We start from the raw sequence: 16,593 nt of genomic DNA, 5'->3' as shown, positions 1-16,593 counted from the left end.
TGCGACGGCCGCCGCGACGTCACGGCAAGCCGGACAACGCGTTCGGGTGAACCCGACCCGGGAGAGCCGTCACCCGGGCTGGTCGGTGTCCTTCAGGGCGCCCCAGCCGTGCCAGCGTTCGACCTCGACCCACGCGCTGTAGCGCCGACGATCCCGTTGCGGGTACGGCTTGCCGATGTAGTGCTGTGCCATCCGGTCGGCGTCGGCCAGTTCCGCGTCCTCGCGCAGCTCGGCCACCCTTCCGACGATGCTGATGTGCGTGTACCAGCTGCTGCCGTCCAGGACGGTGAGCGACACCCGCGGGTCGTTGCGCATGTGGTCCAGCCGTTTGCGTCCCTGGTCCATGTTGACGAGCACCCGGCCGTCGTCCCAGAGGTACCAGGTGGCAGTGGAGACCGGCTGCCCGTCGGGGCGCAGGGTCGTGATGACGGCCGGATTGGCCTTCGCCAGCATCGCGACGGCCTTCTCGGGAAGCGGGGGTTTCGACATGGGGCGCCTTCCGTGACGGTGACGTTGTTTGTGCGGACGATCATCAACATATGCCGTACGTCCGCGTTCTTCCCGCCGCGCGACTCCGGACTGTTCCCGGACAGCGGTTCCTGTGCGGTGGGGCGGCGGGTGACCGGAGCACAGGTCTGCGCCCTCGGAAACCGGGCATACGCCCTACGCGCTCGGCGCTCTTGCAAGGCCAGGCCCAGGGGCATGGGCGGGGGAGGAAGCCATGGGAACGGTTGTGCATGTGCCGCAGACGCGGGACATGAAGGGTGAGGAGCTTTCGGGCGATGAGGCCTTCTCGGCTCTGCGGCACTACGGCGGCCGCAAACTGCTCGTCGACGCCTTCACGCGTTTCCGGTACGCGGACGGATTCACCTCCGCCCGCTCCCTGGCGTACCAAGTGGTCCTCGGCATCGTGCCGTTCACCATCGCCTTGGTAGGGGTCACCACGACCACACACACGGAGAGCCTGGGACAGGTGATCGAACTGACCCTGGCCGCGATCGTGCCGGGCACCAGCGCGGATCTCGTGCAGCAGGCCCTCGCGGACACCCGCCGCAGCGCCGGCGCGGACACGGCCGGTGCGGTCGCCATGTGGCTGGGCCTGGCCTTCGCCATCGTCAATCTCGCGTCCACCATGGGCCAGATCGAACGCGGCTGCAATCGCATCTACGGCATCGAGCGCGACCGCCCCTTCCTGCCCAAGTACGGCCGAGGGGTGCTTCTGGCCCTGCTCGCGGGTCTTCCGCTGGGAGCGGGGTTCCTGGTCATGGTCGCCGGACGGCACATCGGCGAGGCGGTGGTGCGGGCGCTGCACTGGCCGTCGTCGCTGCTCGACCGGTGGGAGTTCGCCCACCTCCCGATCGGCATCGTCCTTGCCGCGTTCGCCTCGGCCGTGATCTTCCGCTGGGCTCCCCGCCGGGACCAGCCGGGCTACACCTGGCTCGTGTTCGGCTCGGGCATCCACCTCTTCCTGTGGGTCACCGCCACGTGGCTGCTCTCGCTCTACATCGGGAGAAGCGGATCGTTCGGAGCGGTGTACGGCCCGCTGACCGCGTTCGTCGCGCTGCTGCTCTGGGCGAACCTGGCGGGCATCGCCCTCTTCCTGGGCATGTCGTTCTCCGCGCAACTCGAAGCGGCCCGCGCCGGGATCAAGAACCCGGTCCATCCGGACCCGGGCCCGGGCCCCTGAGCCGGGCGGGGGGTTGTTCCTGTCAGGGCGGGTCCCGCGCTCAGAGGCTCAATGCCGAGGTTTCCCACCGCGGCGCGGTCAACCGCTGTGCCTGGTAAGGCTGTAGGCGAGAACGAACACGGCGACGATGATGACGGTCAGATGGAGCCACGCGGGGGCAGTGGACGCGTCCCCGGCGGCCAGCATGGGCGAGATCACGACAGCCTCCCCACCTCGTCGTCCGGCTGATGCCGGCCCGCCCCGCCAGGTGTGCGACCACCCGGCTGCTCGGCGAGCAGGAGTGTCTTGGTGACCGGACTGGTCCGACTCGTCTCGCTTAATCGATTCGCTGTTTTTGTCGTCATGCTGAGCGCCTACCCGGAAGCGCTCCGTGGATGTATCTCCACGCGTCTCGGCTCGGCGTACCGCCCGTCCCGTTGGACGACGCCAAACCCGTCGGTGATGACGGGCACTCAGGAGTGCTGCCACGGCGGTGGGCGCTGCGCGCCGGCCCCCGGAAGGGCCGTCCTATTCCCGGAAGCCGGGCCGGCGTCGTTCCTCCAGCGCCGCTTCGGCACTGCGCCGGTCGAGTGCGACGCCGAACTCCTCCATCGCGATACGGCGGACATCGTCGGCGTCGGCGGGGAGGCCGCCGAGCGCGTCCCTGTGGCGGACGAGGGCCAGCTCGGCGGCGCCCCATGCCAGGATCTTCTCTCGGTTCTCGGCCTGCGGATCGTTGTACGCGGCCACCACGAGACGCCACAACATCATCGACGGGCCTCCCGCACGGGCGGGTCGAGGGCCACGCCCCGGGGCTTCCGGGGCGCCCTACTGACGGCCATACCAGTCGAGGCAGACGACCATGGCGTCGTCCTCGGCGTCGATGGAGCCGCGGTGCCCGGCCAGTTCCTGGAGTACCGCCCGGGGGACCTGGGACGGCGGAAGGAGTCGGGTCGCGGTCATGGCGCGGGTGAGCGCCTTCTCGCTGTAGCGTTCGCCGGCCGGCGAGGCGACGTCGTACACCCCGTCGCTGAGGAAGAAGAGCCGGTCGCCGGGCAGGACCTCAAAGCGCTGCGCCGTGTAGATGGTGTCCTCGAACATGCCGAGGGGAAGTTGCGCCTCCAGCTCGATCGGTTCGGGCTTGCCTTCTCTCAGACGCCACATTTTCGGCGACCCGGCATCCACGATCTCCGTCTCCCCGGTCGCGAGGTCGAAGCGCAGGAGGAGAACGGAAAGGTGGGCGTCGCCGTGGTAGTGCCCATAGATCGCCTGATCGGCGAGGAAGGCCTGGTCGGCGAGCGAGAGCCCGGCTCGGCGGGCATTGCGCAGGGCGTTGACCGCGAGGCTGGTCAGGATGGCGGCTTCGATGCCCTCGCCCATGCCGTTGGTGACGGTGAGGGTCAGGTGGTCGGCCGAGGCGGACCAGTCGAAGTTGTCACCGTAGATCGCGTAGGCGGGCTCGAGCTGGGCTCCGAGCTCGTACTCGGGGCGTGCGCAGGAGCGTCCGGGCAGCAGGTGCCATTGCATTTCGGCCGCGAGAGTGAGGCGGCTCGCCCGGCGGGCCTGGAGGTACAGGTCGGTGTCGCGTTCGGCCACGACGATCTCGTGGCCGAGAATCTCGGCGATGTCCTGTAGCTCGCGCTCGGTCTGCGGGGTATAGCTGTCCTCGGGGAGCCGCACCATGAGCACGCCGATGCGGTCCCCTCGCACGCTGACGGGGAAATGCGCGACCACGTCGGTGGAGCGGGCGTGCCTTTCCACGTACGGCTGCTGCGCACCGAAGGCCCGTCCCGGAGCGCTGGCGTGGACGGGGACGGGCTCAGCGGTGTCGGGGAGGGCATGGACGGGTTGCAGTATGGTCATCGCGTAATCGGCCATGAGGAGGTCGACGGAGACGGCCGTGTAGTGGGCGACGAGCACATCCTGCAGCGCTTCCAAGAGGGCGTGGGCCGGCGCTCCACGCAGCGCGCGTTCCACAGCCGAGAATCTGTCCACCGTTCAATTACCGCCTATTCAGTAAGAAAAGAGCAGAAGGAGCGTATGGCCTCTTATGTCTCAGAGACTGACAAGGCCGTTGCAAAGTGTCACAGTTGAGGGCATGCATTCCGAGACTTCCCCAGGTGCCGGACGGGATGCTGCCGCACATGCCGCCCGGGAGGTCATCGAGCTGCTCGAAGTGCTGTGGACCAAGGGCCGGGACCTGACCTCGACAGCCCCCGTCTCCTCCTCACAGCTACGCGTGCTGTACATCCTGGACCGCGACCAGCCGATCAACCTGCGCACCCTCGGAGACGTCCTGGGCTCGGCACCCTCCTCCGTCAGCCGCATGTGCGACCGCCTCGACGCACTCGGCTTCATCGAACGCTCCCCCAGCTCAGCAAGCCGACGAGAACTCGAACTACGCCTGTCCACCCGCGGCGACAACTACCTCAAAGACCTGCGCGCCCGCCGGGAAACCGCCCTCCTCGACGTCATCTCCGCCATGCCACCCGCACAACGCGCCGCACTCGCAGCCGGCCTGAACAGCTTCCGCCACGCCATCGACCACAGCGGCGGCCACAAGCCCGACGACGCGACCGGTGACGCAGCGGAATCAGCCTGACCGCGGAGGGTGTTCGACGTGTCGCCTGCTCCACGTTCACCTGCCTCTGCTCCCCAGTGTGCGGCCACGGAGCACACGGCGCGCGGACGGACGGACTGACACCAGGGCAAAGAGTGTTTCCTTCGGTGCACAGTTGTCAAACGACAAGTTTTACCGCTGCGTAATCGCTTGGTCCTGCCCTGTAACGGCCGCGTCGAAGGCGACACCGTTCTCCCTCCTTCTCCGTGTTTCCCACCCGTACAGCACGAGGCCCAGCTGGTCGCCGCGCCGCATCACACCAGCCATGGCGCTCGCTCAGCGGGCTCCCGCGTCCCCGCGCGGCCGCGGGAGTCGGTGGCGACAAGGGCCGTACGGTCGTCGCGACGGGGCTCATGCGGCCGCGCCCCCGACGCGCCGCTCCGCCGCTCCGGGGCGTCGGCCCCGTCCCCGTTCCCATGTGCCGCCGTCACTCACCGCGGCTCTGGCTGATGCCGGCGTGCGGTCTCCCTCCTGGTGCCCGGCGCCGGCCACGCCATGCCCGGATTCCGCAGCTTTCGGCGGCCCTCGGTCTCGCGCTACCTTTGCCGTGCGGCAACGATTGCGAAGGTGGATGAATGGTCCTCAGTGAGCCAGAGGCTCGCCTCCATGTGCTCGCGGCCCTGCGGGAACAGCCCGAGAAGATTGCCGACCGCTGGGTACAACTGCAGTTCGAGCAGGCGGTGCTGGGCGGCGGGCTGACCGAGGCAGAGCTGCGCGAAGAGGCCGATGTCCTGGTCGGAGCGCTGCGCTCCGGTCTGGAGAACGAACAGTCGGCGCACCGGGTGGTCGCCACCCAGCGCGTCCTGCACCAGGCCATAGTGGATTTCTCACTGCGCCGCGCGCGGGGCGGGTCCACGCCGACCGTCACCTCGCTGGCCGTGCTGTCACTCAAGGAAGCCCTGCTCGAGGCGGTGCAGCAGTACGCCCGCGACAGCGCCGCCCTGTACTCCGCGGCGCTGCTGGTCAACCGGCTCCTGGACGCGGCGGGCGCCCTGTCCTTCGAGACGTATGTGGAGGGGCGCGAGGAGATCATCCAGCGTCAGAGCCGCCAACTGCTCGAAGTGTCGACCCCGGTGGTGCGCCTGTGGGACAAGGTGCTGGCCGTCCCCCTCATCGGCACGCTCGACACCGCCCGTACCCAAGTCGTCATGGAGAACCTCCTGCACGCGATCCAGAGGCACGAGGCCCAGGTGGCGATCATCGACATCACCGGCGTGCCGACCGTGGACACCGCGGTGGCCCACCATCTGATGCAGACGGTCAACGCGGTACGCCTCATGGGGGCGGACTGCCTGATCAGCGGCATCCGGCCACCGATCGCCCAGACCATCGCCCAGCTCGGCATCGACCTGTCCCCCATCCTCACCCGCGCGACACTGGCGGACGCGCTGGCCGCCGCGATGGCACTGATCGACCGCGAGGCCCCCGGGTCCGGGTCCGCGGCGATCCGGTGAGCGCCCCCGCCGGCGCGGGAGTACCCATACTGCGCCTGGGCGACGTGCTGGTCACCGGTCTGCTCAGCGAGCTGGACGACAAGGCGGCCGTCGCCCTCACGGAGGAACTGACCCAGCGCGTCGCGTCCGAACGGGTACGCGGGGTCCTGATCGACATCTCACGGCTGGAGCTGATCGACTCGTTCGTCGCGCGGGCTCTGATGGAGCTGACGACCAGCGCGCGTCTCCTGGGCGCCCGCGTCGTGGTGTGCGGAATGCGCCCCGCGGTCGCGATCACCCTGGTGGAACTGGGACTGGCACTCACCGGGGTGGAAACCGCCCTCAACGCGGAACGCGGCATGACCGCGCTCGGCTGGTCCCGGGGTCACCTGCCGCAGGAAGGGGCCGGGGATGCTCCACCACGGTGACCACGGCACAACGCCGCCCGCCCCGGCGCCTCCCACGGCGGTCACGGAGCCGCAGCGGAAAGACACCGCCACCACGCACCCCCTGCGCACCGAGGAGGATCTCCTCACCGTGCGCCACGCCGTGCGGGCCGCCGCCCTGAACGCCGGCTTCGGTCTGGTGGATCAGACGCGCATCGTCACGGCTGCCAGCGAACTGGCCCGCAACGCCTACGTTCACGGCGGAGGCGGCTCCATCCGGCTCGAAATCATCCAGCACTCGGGGCGGCTGGGGCTCCGGCTGTCCGTATCCGATCAGGGACCGGGCATCGCGGACCTCGATGCGGCCTTCATCGACGGATACACCACCGGCGCCGGGCTCGGCCACGGGCTGGGGGGCGCGCGCCGCCTCATGGACGAGTTCCACGTCCGCACCACACCCGGCAGCGGCACCACCATCACCGCCGTGCGCTGGGCGTCCGACACATGAGGGGGCTTCGGGGCTCGATTGCCCCATTCCCGCCGCCCGGGTTAGCCTGCGTGATATTTGTCGTACGGCAATGGTTAAGCCCGAAAGAATAGCGTGGGGCCGCCCGGCACAAGGGGCGCGCGTCTGTGGTCTTTCCGTCGTGGCATCTGAGGGGAACGAGGTCGGTCATGACTGAGACAGCGGTCGGAGCTACGCGTGCCGTACCGCGGTCGCGACCCTCCGGTGGGGGCGGCGTGGGGGAGTCGGAGCTCCGGCAGTTGCTGGCCGGGCTTACGGCGGTCCGCGACGGCGACTTCGGTACCAGGCTGCCCGATGAGAGCGACGGGCTGATCGGGGAGATCGCCACCGTCTTCAACGGCATGGTCGACCAGTTGTCCCTGTTCACCTCCGAGGTGACCCGGGTGGCCCGCGAGGTCGGCACCGAGGGGACCCTCGGCGGCCAGGCGGTGGTCCCCGGGGTGTCCGGTACGTGGGCGGATCTGACCGACTCGGTGAACGCCATGGCGGGCAATCTGACCACCCAGGTCCGGGACATCGCCCAGGTGGCGACCGCGGTGGCGAAGGGTGACCTGTCGCAGAAGATCGACGTGGACGCGCGCGGCGAGATCCTGGAGCTCAAGGAGACCGTCAACACGATGGTCGACCAGCTCTCCTCCTTCGCCGACGAGGTCACCCGCGTCGCCCGCGAAGTCGGCAGCGAGGGGCGGCTCGGCGGACAGGCCCTGGTACCGGGCGTCGGCGGGGTCTGGCGGGACCTGACCGACTCCGTGAACTTCATGGCCGGCAACCTCACCGACCAGGTGCGCAACATCGCCCAGGTCACCACCGCCGTGGCCAAGGGCGACCTGTCGCAGAAGATCACCGTCGACGCGCGCGGCGAGATCCTGGAACTGAAGAACACCATCAACACGATGGTCGACCAGCTCTCCTCCTTCGCCGACGAAGTCACCCGCATGGCGCGCGACGTGGGCACCGAGGGCATCCTGGGCGGCCAGGCCGACGTCAAGGGGGTCTCCGGCACATGGCGGGACCTGACCGACTCGGTGAACTTCATGGCCGGCAACCTCACCGCCCAGGTCCGCTCCATCGCGCAGGTGGCCACGGCCGTGGCCAAGGGCGACCTGTCGCAGAAGATCACCGTCGACGCGCGCGGCGAGATCCTGGAGCTCAAGAGCACCATCAACACGATGGTCGACCAGCTCTCCTCCTTCGCCGACGAGGTGACCCGGGTGGCCCGCGAGGTCGGCACCGAGGGCCGGCTGGGCGGGCAGGCCGACGTCAAGGGGGTCTCCGGCACGTGGAAGGACCTCACCGAGTCGGTCAACGTGATGGCCGACAACCTGACGGCCCAGGTGCGTTCGATCGCGGAGGTCACGACCGCGGTCGCCCAGGGGGACCTGTCCCAGAAGATCCGGGTCGACGCCCGGGGCGAGATCCTGGAGCTGAAGGAGACCATCAACACGATGGTCGACCAGCTCTCCGCGTTCGCCGACGAGGTCACCCGCGTCGCCCGCGAAGTCGGCACCGAGGGCAATCTCGGCGGCCAGGCCACCGTGCGTGGCGTTTCGGGCACCTGGAAGGACCTGACGGACAACGTCAACGTGATGGCGTCCAACCTGACCGGTCAGGTGCGTTCCATCGCGCAGGTGGCCACGGCCGTGGCCAAGGGTGACCTGTCGCAGAAGATCACCGTCGAGGCCAAGGGCGAGGTGGCCGCGCTCGCCGGGGTCATCAACACGATGGTCGACACGCTCTCGGCGTTCGCCGACGAGGTCACCCGCGTGGCGCGGGAGGTCGGCACGGAGGGCATCCTCGGCGGCCAGGCGCGGGTCCCCAACGTGGCCGGTACGTGGAAGGACCTGACCGACAACGTCAACTCCATGGCGAACAACCTGACCGGTCAGGTGCGTAACATCGCCCTCGTCACCACCGCCGTCGCCAACGGCGACCTGTCCAAGAAGATCGACGTCGACGCCCGCGGCGAGATCCTGGAGCTGAAGACCACCATCAACACGATGGTCGACCAGCTCTCCTCCTTCGCCGCGGAGGTGACCCGTGTGGCGCGTGAGGTCGGCAGTGAGGGCCGGCTCGGCGGGCAGGCCGAGGTCGAGGGGGTGTCCGGCACCTGGAAGCGCCTCACCGAGAACGTCAACGAGCTGGCCGGGAACCTGACCCGCCAGGTGCGGGCCATCGCCGAGGTGGCGAGCGCCGTCGCCGAGGGCGACCTGACCCGCTCCATCACCGTCGACGCCTCGGGCGAGGTCTCGGAACTCAAGGACAACATCAACTCCATGGTGGAGTCCTTGCGCGAGACGACCCGGGCGAACCAGGAGCAGGACTGGCTCAAGTCCAACCTGGCGAGAATCTCCGGCCTGATGCAGGGGCACCGGGACCTCGCGGTCGTCGCGGAGCTGGTGATGGACGAGCTGACGCCGCTGGTGTCCGCCCAGTACGGAGCCTTCTACCTGGCCGAGGAGACCCCTGGCGGCACCGAGCTCATCTCGGTCGGCTCCTACGGCCGTCCGGCCCACTTCGCCGGGCACGCTCGCTTCGCACTGGGTGAGTCCCTGGTGGGGCAGGCCGCGCGCAGCCGCCGGACCATCGCGGTCGAAGGGCTGCCCGGCGACTACGTCACCATCTCCTCCGGCATCGGGCAGGCCGTACCCGGCAGCTTGGTGGTGTTGCCGATCGTCGTCGAGGACCAGGTCCTCGGCGTCATCGAACTCGCCTCGTTCACGCCCTTCACCCCGGTGCACCGGGACTTCCTGGAGCAGTTGATGGAGACGCTGGGTGTCAACGTCAACACGATCGTCGCCAACGCCCGCACCGACGAACTGCTGGACGAGTCCCAGCGCCTGACCGCCGAACTCCAGGCCCGTTCGGAGGAGCTCCAGGTCCAGCAGGAGGAGCTTCAGCGCTCCAACGCGGAGCTGGAGGAGAAGGCCGCCCTGCTGGCCGCCCAGAACCACGACATCGAGACCAAGAACCTGGAGATCGAGCAGGCCCGCCAGGAGCTGGAGACCAGGGCGCAGCAGCTCGCGCTGGCGTCCAAGTACAAGTCTGAGTTCCTGGCCAACATGAGCCATGAGCTGCGTACGCCACTGAACAGCCTGCTCATCCTGGCCCAGTTGCTGGCGCAGAACCCGACCCGCAACCTCACGCCCAAGCAGGTCGAGTACGCGGGCATCATCCACTCGGCCGGATCCGACCTGATGCAGCTCATCAACGACATCCTCGACCTGTCGAAGGTCGAGGCCGGAAAGATGGACATCAACCCCGAGCGGGTCCCGCTGCGGCAGCTGGTCGAATACGTCGAGGCCACTTTCCGTCCGATGACCACGCAGAAGAACCTCGAGTTCACCATCAGTACGGCTCCGGGTGTCCCGACCGACCTGTTGACCGACCATTCACGGCTGCGGCAGGTGCTCCGCAACCTGCTGTCCAACGCCGTCAAGTTCACCGAACGCGGCAGTGTCGAGCTGCGCATCGAGACGGCCGCCGACAAGGAAATCCCCCCGTCCGTGCGCCACGGTGAAACGGTGCTCGCCTTCCGCGTCAAGGACACCGGCATCGGCATCGCGGACCAGCACCTGGAGGCGATCTTCGGCGCCTTCCAGCAGGCCGACGGCACCACGAGCCGCAAGTACGGGGGCACGGGCCTGGGCCTGTCCATCAGCCGGGAGATCGCCCACCTGCTCGGTGGCGCGCTGACCGCCGAGAGCGCCAAGGGACGAGGCAGTACGTTCACCCTCTACCTGCCGGTGACGTCGGCCGGCTCGGGCACCGACTCCCCCGCCGAGGCGGGTGCGCGGAGCCCGAGGAGCGAGACCACGACCACGTCCGGGAGCGCCGCCGCGCCGCGTACGCCCTCGGTGCCCCGGCAGAAGCGCCGGCTGCTGGTCGTCGAGGAACGCGCGCGCGGGCTGCTGTCCCTGGTCGCCGAGAGCGCGGTCGCCGATATCTCCGGCACCCGCGACCTCCCCAAGCGTATGGCGGACATCGAGGTCATCACGGCCGTGGGTGCGCAGGAAGCGGCCGAGAGCCTGGCCGCGGGGCCCTTCCACTGCGTCGTCCTGGAACTGGACATGCCCAAGGACGAAGCCCTGCGGTTCCTGGACGCCATGGACGGCGACGCGGCGGTGACGACCGTGCCTGTCCTGGCACACAACAGCCGCCGTCTGGATCCCGCACACGAGGAGCGGCTGCAGTCGCGTTCCGAGACCCGGCCGCTGGAACTGATCTCCAGCCTCGACGAACTCCGCGAGCGGATCGCCCTGCATCTGTCCGCCGAGGAGCCGGGCGACGTGCTGCCGCTGGTACGCAACGAGGAGACGCGCCGGCAGCCCTCCCAGCCCATCGACGAAAGCCTGGCCGGGCGCACCGTACTCGTGGTGGACGACGATGCCCGCAACCTGTATGCCATCAGTGGCATCCTCGAGATCCACGGCATCGAGGTCCTGCACGCCGAGAACGGCCGCAAGGGTATCGAGGCGCTGCGGGAACACCCGGAGGTCGATCTGATCCTGATGGACGTGATGATGCCGGAGATGGACGGGTACGCCGCGACGTCCGCCATAAGGGAGGACCCCCGGTACGCGAAGCTGCCCATCATCGCCGTCACGGCGAAGGCCATGCCGGGAGACCGGGAGAAGAGCCTGGCCGCGGGGGCGAGCGACTACGTGACCAAGCCGGTGGACGCCCACGACCTCATCGCCCGCATCGGGCGCTGGCTCACCGCCGCCTGAGACGCGCCGGGGCCGCGCCCGGCCCCGCGCTCTCGCCCCCAGTCCATCGCCCGCCGACCGAGGAGTCAGCAGCACAGTGAGCACTCCGGACAATCCTGCACAGCCGATCCGGCAGGATGAGCCGCTGACGCCCGCGCACCCGGCCCCGTCCCGCCCCGGTGAAGCGTCGGCGGCGGCGCACTCACCGGAGGACGTGCCCCGGCAGAGGTCGGCGTCGCACATCCCCTCCCTGGCGTCGGGTGGCGGCTCACAGACCGTGCCGGCCACCCCGCCCGCCCCGGAGGCCGCGCATGCCGAGGAGACGGGGGTCGGGCGGCTGGCCGCGACGGTTGAGCGGCTGCGGGGCGAGATCCGCGCCGCGCAGGCGGCGGCCGACGGCCGCGCTTTGATCGAGCTGGCCAAGGGCATCCTGATCGAACGGCTCCAGTGCGGACCCGCCGCGGCCGCCCAGCAGCTGACCATGCTGGCCGACGAGTCCGGGGTCTCGCAGCTGGAGCTGGCGGCGGACATCATCAACCAGGCGGCACACGACCATGTCACCGACGTCGCCACCGACTTCGTCAGGAGGACGAGCGGCGAGGGCGCGGCGGAAGACGCCACCGCTGTCGGTGTGCGCCTGCGCACGGCGGAGAGCGGCGCGCTGGCCGCGGGAGACACCCAAGCGGTCGCGGAATCGCTCCTGGAACACGCGTTGACACCCCTGGGGGCCGACGCGGTGGCCGTGTGGACGGCGGGTTCGGACGCGTCGCTGAGCCTGTCGGGGCACGCCGGTTTCCCCGTCGATGAGGCCGGCCGGTGGCACTACGTACCGCCAGGGGTGTCCACGCTGGCGCGACAGGCGCTGATAGAGCGGCGGGCCGTACGGGTCACCTCCCTGTCGGCGGCGGGTCTGCCTTCCATCGGAGGGACGCACAGCCCGGAGGGCGGCCGGGTAGCCGTACCCGCCGGGACGGGCGGACGTATTCACGGGATTCTGGAGATCTGCTGGCCAGGTCCGCTTCAGCCGCAGCCGCCGCAGATCGAGCGGCAGATCGAGGCGCTGGCCGAGTTGTGCGCGCACACCCTGGAGGGCCGGTCGGTCTCCGCCGCCTCGCCCGCCGCGGACCCGTGGACCACCAGGTCGGACCTGTCGGAGCTGGTGGACCTGGCGGACGGGCTGTACGACCCCGCGCTGGTCCTGGTTCCCTTCCTCGGCCCCGAGGGCAGTCTCGCCGACTTCCGTATCCATCACGTCAACAGCCATTTCATCGACCCGGCCGGGCGTCCCCGCAGCGCTGTGAACGGTGCGCTGCTGCTGGAGGCCTATCCCATGGCTGTCGGGGGCAGCGAGCTGTTCGAGAGGATCGAACGGGTCTATGCCACCGGTGAGCCGTTCCGTGCGCAGCGGATGACTCTGACCGCTCTGGTCGATCAGGTGCCTCTGGACGCGGTCGCCGACATCAGCGTCAGCCGGCACGGCAGCAGTGTGCTGCTCATCTGGCGGGTCGAGGATGACACGGCACGCCTGGCCAATCTCCTTCAGCATGCCCAACGCCTCGGCCGGATCGGCGGGTTCGAGCAGAACGTCGCCACCGGCGAGATCGTCTGGAACGACGAGCTGTTCGACCTCTACGGCCGCTCCCCCAGCACCCGGCCCGTGCCTCTGGAAGCGCTGGCCACTCACGCCCACCCGGACGACGCCGTGGCCATCGGCCGTTTCCTGCGCGCGGTGCTGCATCACCGGCGCCCGGCATCGGCGGCCTTTCGTCTGCAGCGCCCGGACGGCGTCACCCGGCACATCCGCGTCATCGCCGAGCCCGTCCTCGACGCCGACCACAGGCTGCTGGCGATCCGCGGCGCTTACCAGGACATCTCCGCGCAGCACTGGACGGAGGTGGCGCTCGCGGCCACCCGGGACCAGCTCGCACAGACCGAGCAGCAGGCCGCCGAACGCAACCGGCTCACCTTGCAGTTGCAGCATGCCATCATGCCGCCGACGCAGGCGCCGCTGGACAGTCCGGGGCTGCGGATCGCCGTGCGCTACCGTCCCGCGGAGTCGGAGTCCATGGTCGGCGGAGACTGGTACGACGCCGTCGTCCTGCCGTCCAAGCAGGTCATGCTGTGTGTGGGGGATGTGGCCGGCCACGGCATCGAGGCCGCCACGAGCATGGTCGTGCTGCGCAACGCGATGCGCGGCCTGGCCGTCACCGGGGCGGGACCGGCTCAGCTGCTGTCCTGGCTGAACATCGTGGCCCACTATCTGACGGAGCACGTCACCGCCACAGCGGTATGCGGCCTGTACGACCCGCAGAAGCGCACCTTGCGGTGGGCGCGGGCCGGCCATCTTCCCCCCGTACTGGTCCGGGGCCAGAAGGCGAGCGCTCTGCGACCGGTCGGCGGAATACTCCTCGGGGCGCTCTCCGAGACCGTCTACGAGGAGGAGGAGCTGCAGATGGATTCGGGCGACACTCTCCTCATGTACACCGACGGGCTTGTCGAGCGGAGGGACGAGTCGGTCCAGGACTCCCTGGCCCAGTTGCTGACGAACGCCCGGCTACCGGCCACCACGCTGGAGCAGCGGCTCGACGGTCTGCTCACGCACAGCAAGTCGGACACCGACGACGACACGTGTCTCATCGGCATCCAGGTGGTATGAGTGACGGGTCGCGCCGTGCCCCGGCGCGACCGGGCAGGTGCCAGTGCCCTCGTGAGGTGTGAGGTTGTCGCCCAGCGGTACGAGGAAGGTCCATGTCTCAGAGACTGACAAGGCCGTTGCAAAGTGTCACAGTTGAGGGCATGCATTCCGAGACTTCCCCAGGTGCCGGACGGGATGCTGCCGCACATGCCGCCCGGGAGGTCATCGAGCTGCTCGAAGTGCTGTGGACCAAGGGCCGGGACCTGACCTCGACAGCCCCCGTCTCCTCCTCACAGCTACGCGTGCTGTACATCCTGGACCGCGACCAGCCGATCAACCTGCGCACCCTCGGAGACGTCCTGGGCTCGGCACCCTCCTCCGTCAGCCGCATGTGCGACCGCCTCGACGCACTCGGCTTCATCGAACGCTCCCCCAGCTCAGCAAGCCGACGAGAACTCGAACTACGCCTGTCCACCCGCGGCGACAACTACCTCAAAGACCTGCGCGCCCGCCGCGAAACCGCCCTCCTCGACGTCATCTCCGCCATGCCACCCGCACAACGCGCCGCACTCGCAGCCGGCCTGAACAGCTTCCGCCACGCCATCGACGACAGCGAGCGGGAAGGACGCGCAACGGACAGCACGGGGAGGTCCGCGTCCGCCGAATCCGCCTGATCCGTCGTGGTCCCGTTGATCCGTCGTGGTCCCGCCGGCGACTATGCGGCGAGGGCGTCGTCGACGGTGGTGTACAGCGGGATCGCCTGGTCGAGGCCCACGAGTTCGATGACTTTCAGCACCGGCGTACGCGGTCCCGCCAGCCGCGTCCAGCCGCCCCTCGCCCGGGAGTCGCGTTGCACGCGCAGCATCGCGTTGACCCCGGACGAATCCATGAACGTCAAGCCGGACAGGTCCAGCAGCAGGCAGTGGCAGCCCTCGGCCCGGACGGATCTGACCGCCTCCTCGAAGGTCGCGACCCCGTCATGGTCGAACTCGCCGCTGATGCTCAGCATCCCGACGCCGGCTGGACGTACCTCAGCCCGCACCCGTACCCGTACCCGAGAGGGCTCCATTCCTGCTCTCCTCCTCACAAGGCTCTACACCGAGGTCACGGCACGTCCACCACGGACGCGAAGCATCACTTCACCGCCAGGCGGGCGCGCACCCGCTTCCCCGAGGACAGCGGCTCCACGTCCAGGCTTTCGCACAGCGCCAGGACGATCTCCATCCCATGCTGCCCGATCCTGCTGGGGTCGGGGGCGCGGGCGATGGGAGGTACCTCGTACGTGTCGGATACGGCGATCTCCAGCATGCCGCTCATGAGGCTGACGTCGACCCGGCAGGGCCCGGAGGCGTGCCTGACGACATTGGTGACGAGCTCACTGACCACCAGACGGGCGTCTTCCACGGTCCGCGGCCGCACCACCGCCCCCTCGGCCACCTTGGCCAGCAGGAACGACGCGGTGAAGTCCCGCGCCGACGCGATGGCGCCATCGAGGTCGGTGTAGACGGTGGACGCGGCTCCCGCCGGAGCGGGCACACCGGGCTTCCCGCGCCCCGGTTCCCGGGCAGCCGCCCGATAGGGTCTCGCGGCCCCGATGGAGGCCGTGTTGTCACTACGCGTTCGCGCTGCCCCCACTGCCCTCGTCCTTCCGTTCGCCACCGATTTCCCTCTATCCCTATCCCGAATCGAGTCGGCGACACCGCCCGTCCCGGTCCGGACTCAATCAACGACACCGTGCGATGTGCCCGAGGGGGCGCGGACGGCAATCCGGGTGACAACACGTGTTTGCGGACGCAGCAACACCGCCCTACCCTTCGGGCACAGTTCTCGTTCCGCACATACACCACGAGCCCCCGCAGGAGGGCATATGCCGAACCCGGTCACCACAGCTGGCAGCATCGAAGCGACCACCGCCCTGTTGCTGGAGGAACTGCCGCAGCTCGAACGACAGCAACAGGCCCTGGAGCAGGACCTCGCGGCGGTCAGTGATCGGCTCGAATCGGTGCGCGGCGCCCTCGCCGCGCTGCAAGCCCTGTCCGCCGCGGCAGTCCCGGCGCCGCGTGCCCACACGGAAGCCCGGACCGAGCTTGCCGCGGCGCCGGAGGACCAGCCCGCGGCCGAGGCGGCACCGGAAGAGGCCGCGCGCGAAGAGGCGGCGCCCGAGGGCCCCGAGAGCGCCGAGAGCGCCGCCACCCAGGACGCGCCCCCGGCTGAGGGCACTTCGGCGACGCGGCGCAAGCCGCGCAAGAGTGCCACCGGGCGTAAGAACACCTCCAAGAAGCCGGCCCCCTCGGCACCCAAGAGCCGACAGCGCAAGAAGACCGGCTCGGTTCAGCCCACCACGGCCAAGAGGAGTGCCGGCAAGGCTTCTTCCGCCGGTGTCCCGGAGGCAGGCGGGCTCACCGAGCAGGTCGCTGCCGTGCTGGCCCGCAACGGTGACACACCGCTGCGCGCCAGGGACGTCGCCAAGGCGCTCGGCCGTGACGGCTCCACCGGCGCCATCAACACCGTACGCAGCACGCTCGACCGGCTCGTCGCGACCTCCCGTGCCCACCGTGCGGGCCGCGGTCTCTACCAGGCGCCCACCGGCTGACAGCCACCTCAGGTGCGCCCGTGCGCCC

General features: G+C 69.5%; 13 protein-coding genes and 1 pseudogene. 9 read left to right on the top strand and 5 right to left on the bottom strand.

Annotated features, from left to right (window positions below; translation table 11 throughout):
• Nucleotides 1-69: 69 nt before the first annotated feature.
• Entirely contained in the window at nucleotides 70-489 is a 420-nt protein-coding gene (locus QWM81_RS04605) for a PPOX class F420-dependent oxidoreductase (RefSeq protein ID WP_290110193.1), read from the bottom strand.
• A gap of 232 nt (nucleotides 490-721) precedes the next feature.
• On the opposite strand from QWM81_RS04605, the gene QWM81_RS04600 reads away from it, so the two are divergent.
• Nucleotides 722-1,687: a YihY/virulence factor BrkB family protein gene (locus QWM81_RS04600; protein ID WP_290110192.1), complete on the top strand. Its 966-nt coding sequence runs from the start codon at nucleotides 722-724 to the stop codon at nucleotides 1,685-1,687.
• A 507-nt stretch (nucleotides 1,688-2,194) separates the two neighbouring features.
• On the opposite strand, the gene QWM81_RS04595 is transcribed toward QWM81_RS04600, so the two are convergent.
• Both QWM81_RS04595 and QWM81_RS04590 read right to left on the bottom strand, forming a co-directional pair.
• Nucleotides 2,195-2,437, bottom strand: coding sequence for a hypothetical protein (locus tag QWM81_RS04595; protein ID WP_290110191.1), 243 nt, complete (start codon nucleotides 2,435-2,437; stop codon nucleotides 2,195-2,197).
• Nucleotides 2,438-2,494: 57 nt separating this feature from the next.
• Nucleotides 2,495-3,661: a PP2C family protein-serine/threonine phosphatase gene (locus tag QWM81_RS04590; RefSeq protein WP_290110190.1), complete on the bottom strand. Its 1,167-nt coding sequence runs from the start codon at nucleotides 3,659-3,661 to the stop codon at nucleotides 2,495-2,497.
• Nucleotides 3,662-3,764: 103 nt separating this feature from the next.
• Here QWM81_RS04590 and QWM81_RS04585 point away from each other — a divergent pair, with 103 nt between their 5' ends.
• The 7 genes and pseudogenes from QWM81_RS04585 (at nucleotide 3,765) to QWM81_RS04555 (ending at nucleotide 14,646) form a co-directional block, all read left to right on the top strand.
• Nucleotides 3,765-4,268, top strand: a complete 504-nt coding sequence (locus QWM81_RS04585) for a MarR family winged helix-turn-helix transcriptional regulator (RefSeq protein WP_290110189.1) — start codon at nucleotides 3,765-3,767, stop codon at nucleotides 4,266-4,268.
• A 593-nt stretch (nucleotides 4,269-4,861) separates the two neighbouring features.
• Nucleotides 4,862-5,740, top strand: coding sequence for an STAS domain-containing protein (locus QWM81_RS04580; RefSeq protein ID WP_290110188.1), 879 nt, complete (start codon nucleotides 4,862-4,864; stop codon nucleotides 5,738-5,740).
• A complete protein-coding gene (locus QWM81_RS04575; RefSeq protein ID WP_290110187.1) occupies nucleotides 5,737-6,147 on the top strand; it encodes an STAS domain-containing protein in 411 nt (136 codons plus the stop codon). Before QWM81_RS04580 ends, QWM81_RS04575 begins: the two co-directional genes overlap by 4 nt.
• Nucleotides 6,131-6,613: an anti-sigma regulatory factor gene (locus tag QWM81_RS04570; protein WP_290110186.1), complete on the top strand. Its 483-nt coding sequence runs from the start codon at nucleotides 6,131-6,133 to the stop codon at nucleotides 6,611-6,613. The genes QWM81_RS04575 and QWM81_RS04570 overlap by 17 nt, the downstream gene beginning before the upstream one ends.
• A 263-nt stretch (nucleotides 6,614-6,876) precedes the next feature.
• A pseudogene (locus tag QWM81_RS04565) lies at nucleotides 6,877-11,358 on the top strand (HAMP domain-containing protein); the annotation flags it as partial.
• A gap of 76 nt (nucleotides 11,359-11,434) precedes the next feature.
• A complete protein-coding gene (locus tag QWM81_RS04560; RefSeq protein WP_435372323.1) occupies nucleotides 11,435-13,993 on the top strand; it encodes a SpoIIE family protein phosphatase in 2,559 nt (852 codons plus the stop codon).
• Nucleotides 13,994-14,133: 140 nt separating this feature from the next.
• Nucleotides 14,134-14,646 carry a MarR family winged helix-turn-helix transcriptional regulator gene (locus QWM81_RS04555; RefSeq protein ID WP_290110184.1) on the top strand — a complete coding sequence of 171 codons (513 nt, stop codon included), beginning with the start codon at nucleotides 14,134-14,136 and terminating at the stop codon, nucleotides 14,644-14,646.
• Between the two features lie 41 nt (nucleotides 14,647-14,687).
• Here QWM81_RS04555 and QWM81_RS04550 read toward each other — a convergent pair whose 3' ends face one another.
• Together QWM81_RS04550 and QWM81_RS04545 are read right to left on the bottom strand one after the other, a co-directional pair.
• On the bottom strand, nucleotides 14,688-15,041 hold the full coding sequence (locus tag QWM81_RS04550; protein ID WP_290110183.1) for an STAS domain-containing protein: 354 nt from the start codon (nucleotides 15,039-15,041) through the stop codon (nucleotides 14,688-14,690).
• Nucleotides 15,042-15,106: 65 nt separating this feature from the next.
• Nucleotides 15,107-15,508 (bottom strand): ATP-binding protein, encoded by a 402-nt coding sequence (locus QWM81_RS04545; protein WP_290110182.1) that lies wholly within the window; start codon nucleotides 15,506-15,508, stop codon nucleotides 15,107-15,109.
• Between the two features lie 331 nt (nucleotides 15,509-15,839).
• On the opposite strand from QWM81_RS04545, the gene QWM81_RS04540 reads away from it, so the two are divergent.
• On the top strand, nucleotides 15,840-16,565 hold the full coding sequence (locus QWM81_RS04540) for a hypothetical protein (protein ID WP_290110181.1): 726 nt from the start codon (nucleotides 15,840-15,842) through the stop codon (nucleotides 16,563-16,565).
• Nucleotides 16,566-16,593 lie beyond the last annotated feature (28 nt).

The sequence above is a fragment of the Streptomyces ficellus genome, assembly GCF_030406405.1.
GTDB classification, from domain to species: Bacteria; Actinomycetota; Actinomycetes; order Streptomycetales; family Streptomycetaceae; genus Streptomyces; species Streptomyces ficellus_B.
Note: the sequence above shows the minus strand (reverse complement) of the source record. Positions and strands in the feature narration are given on the sequence as shown.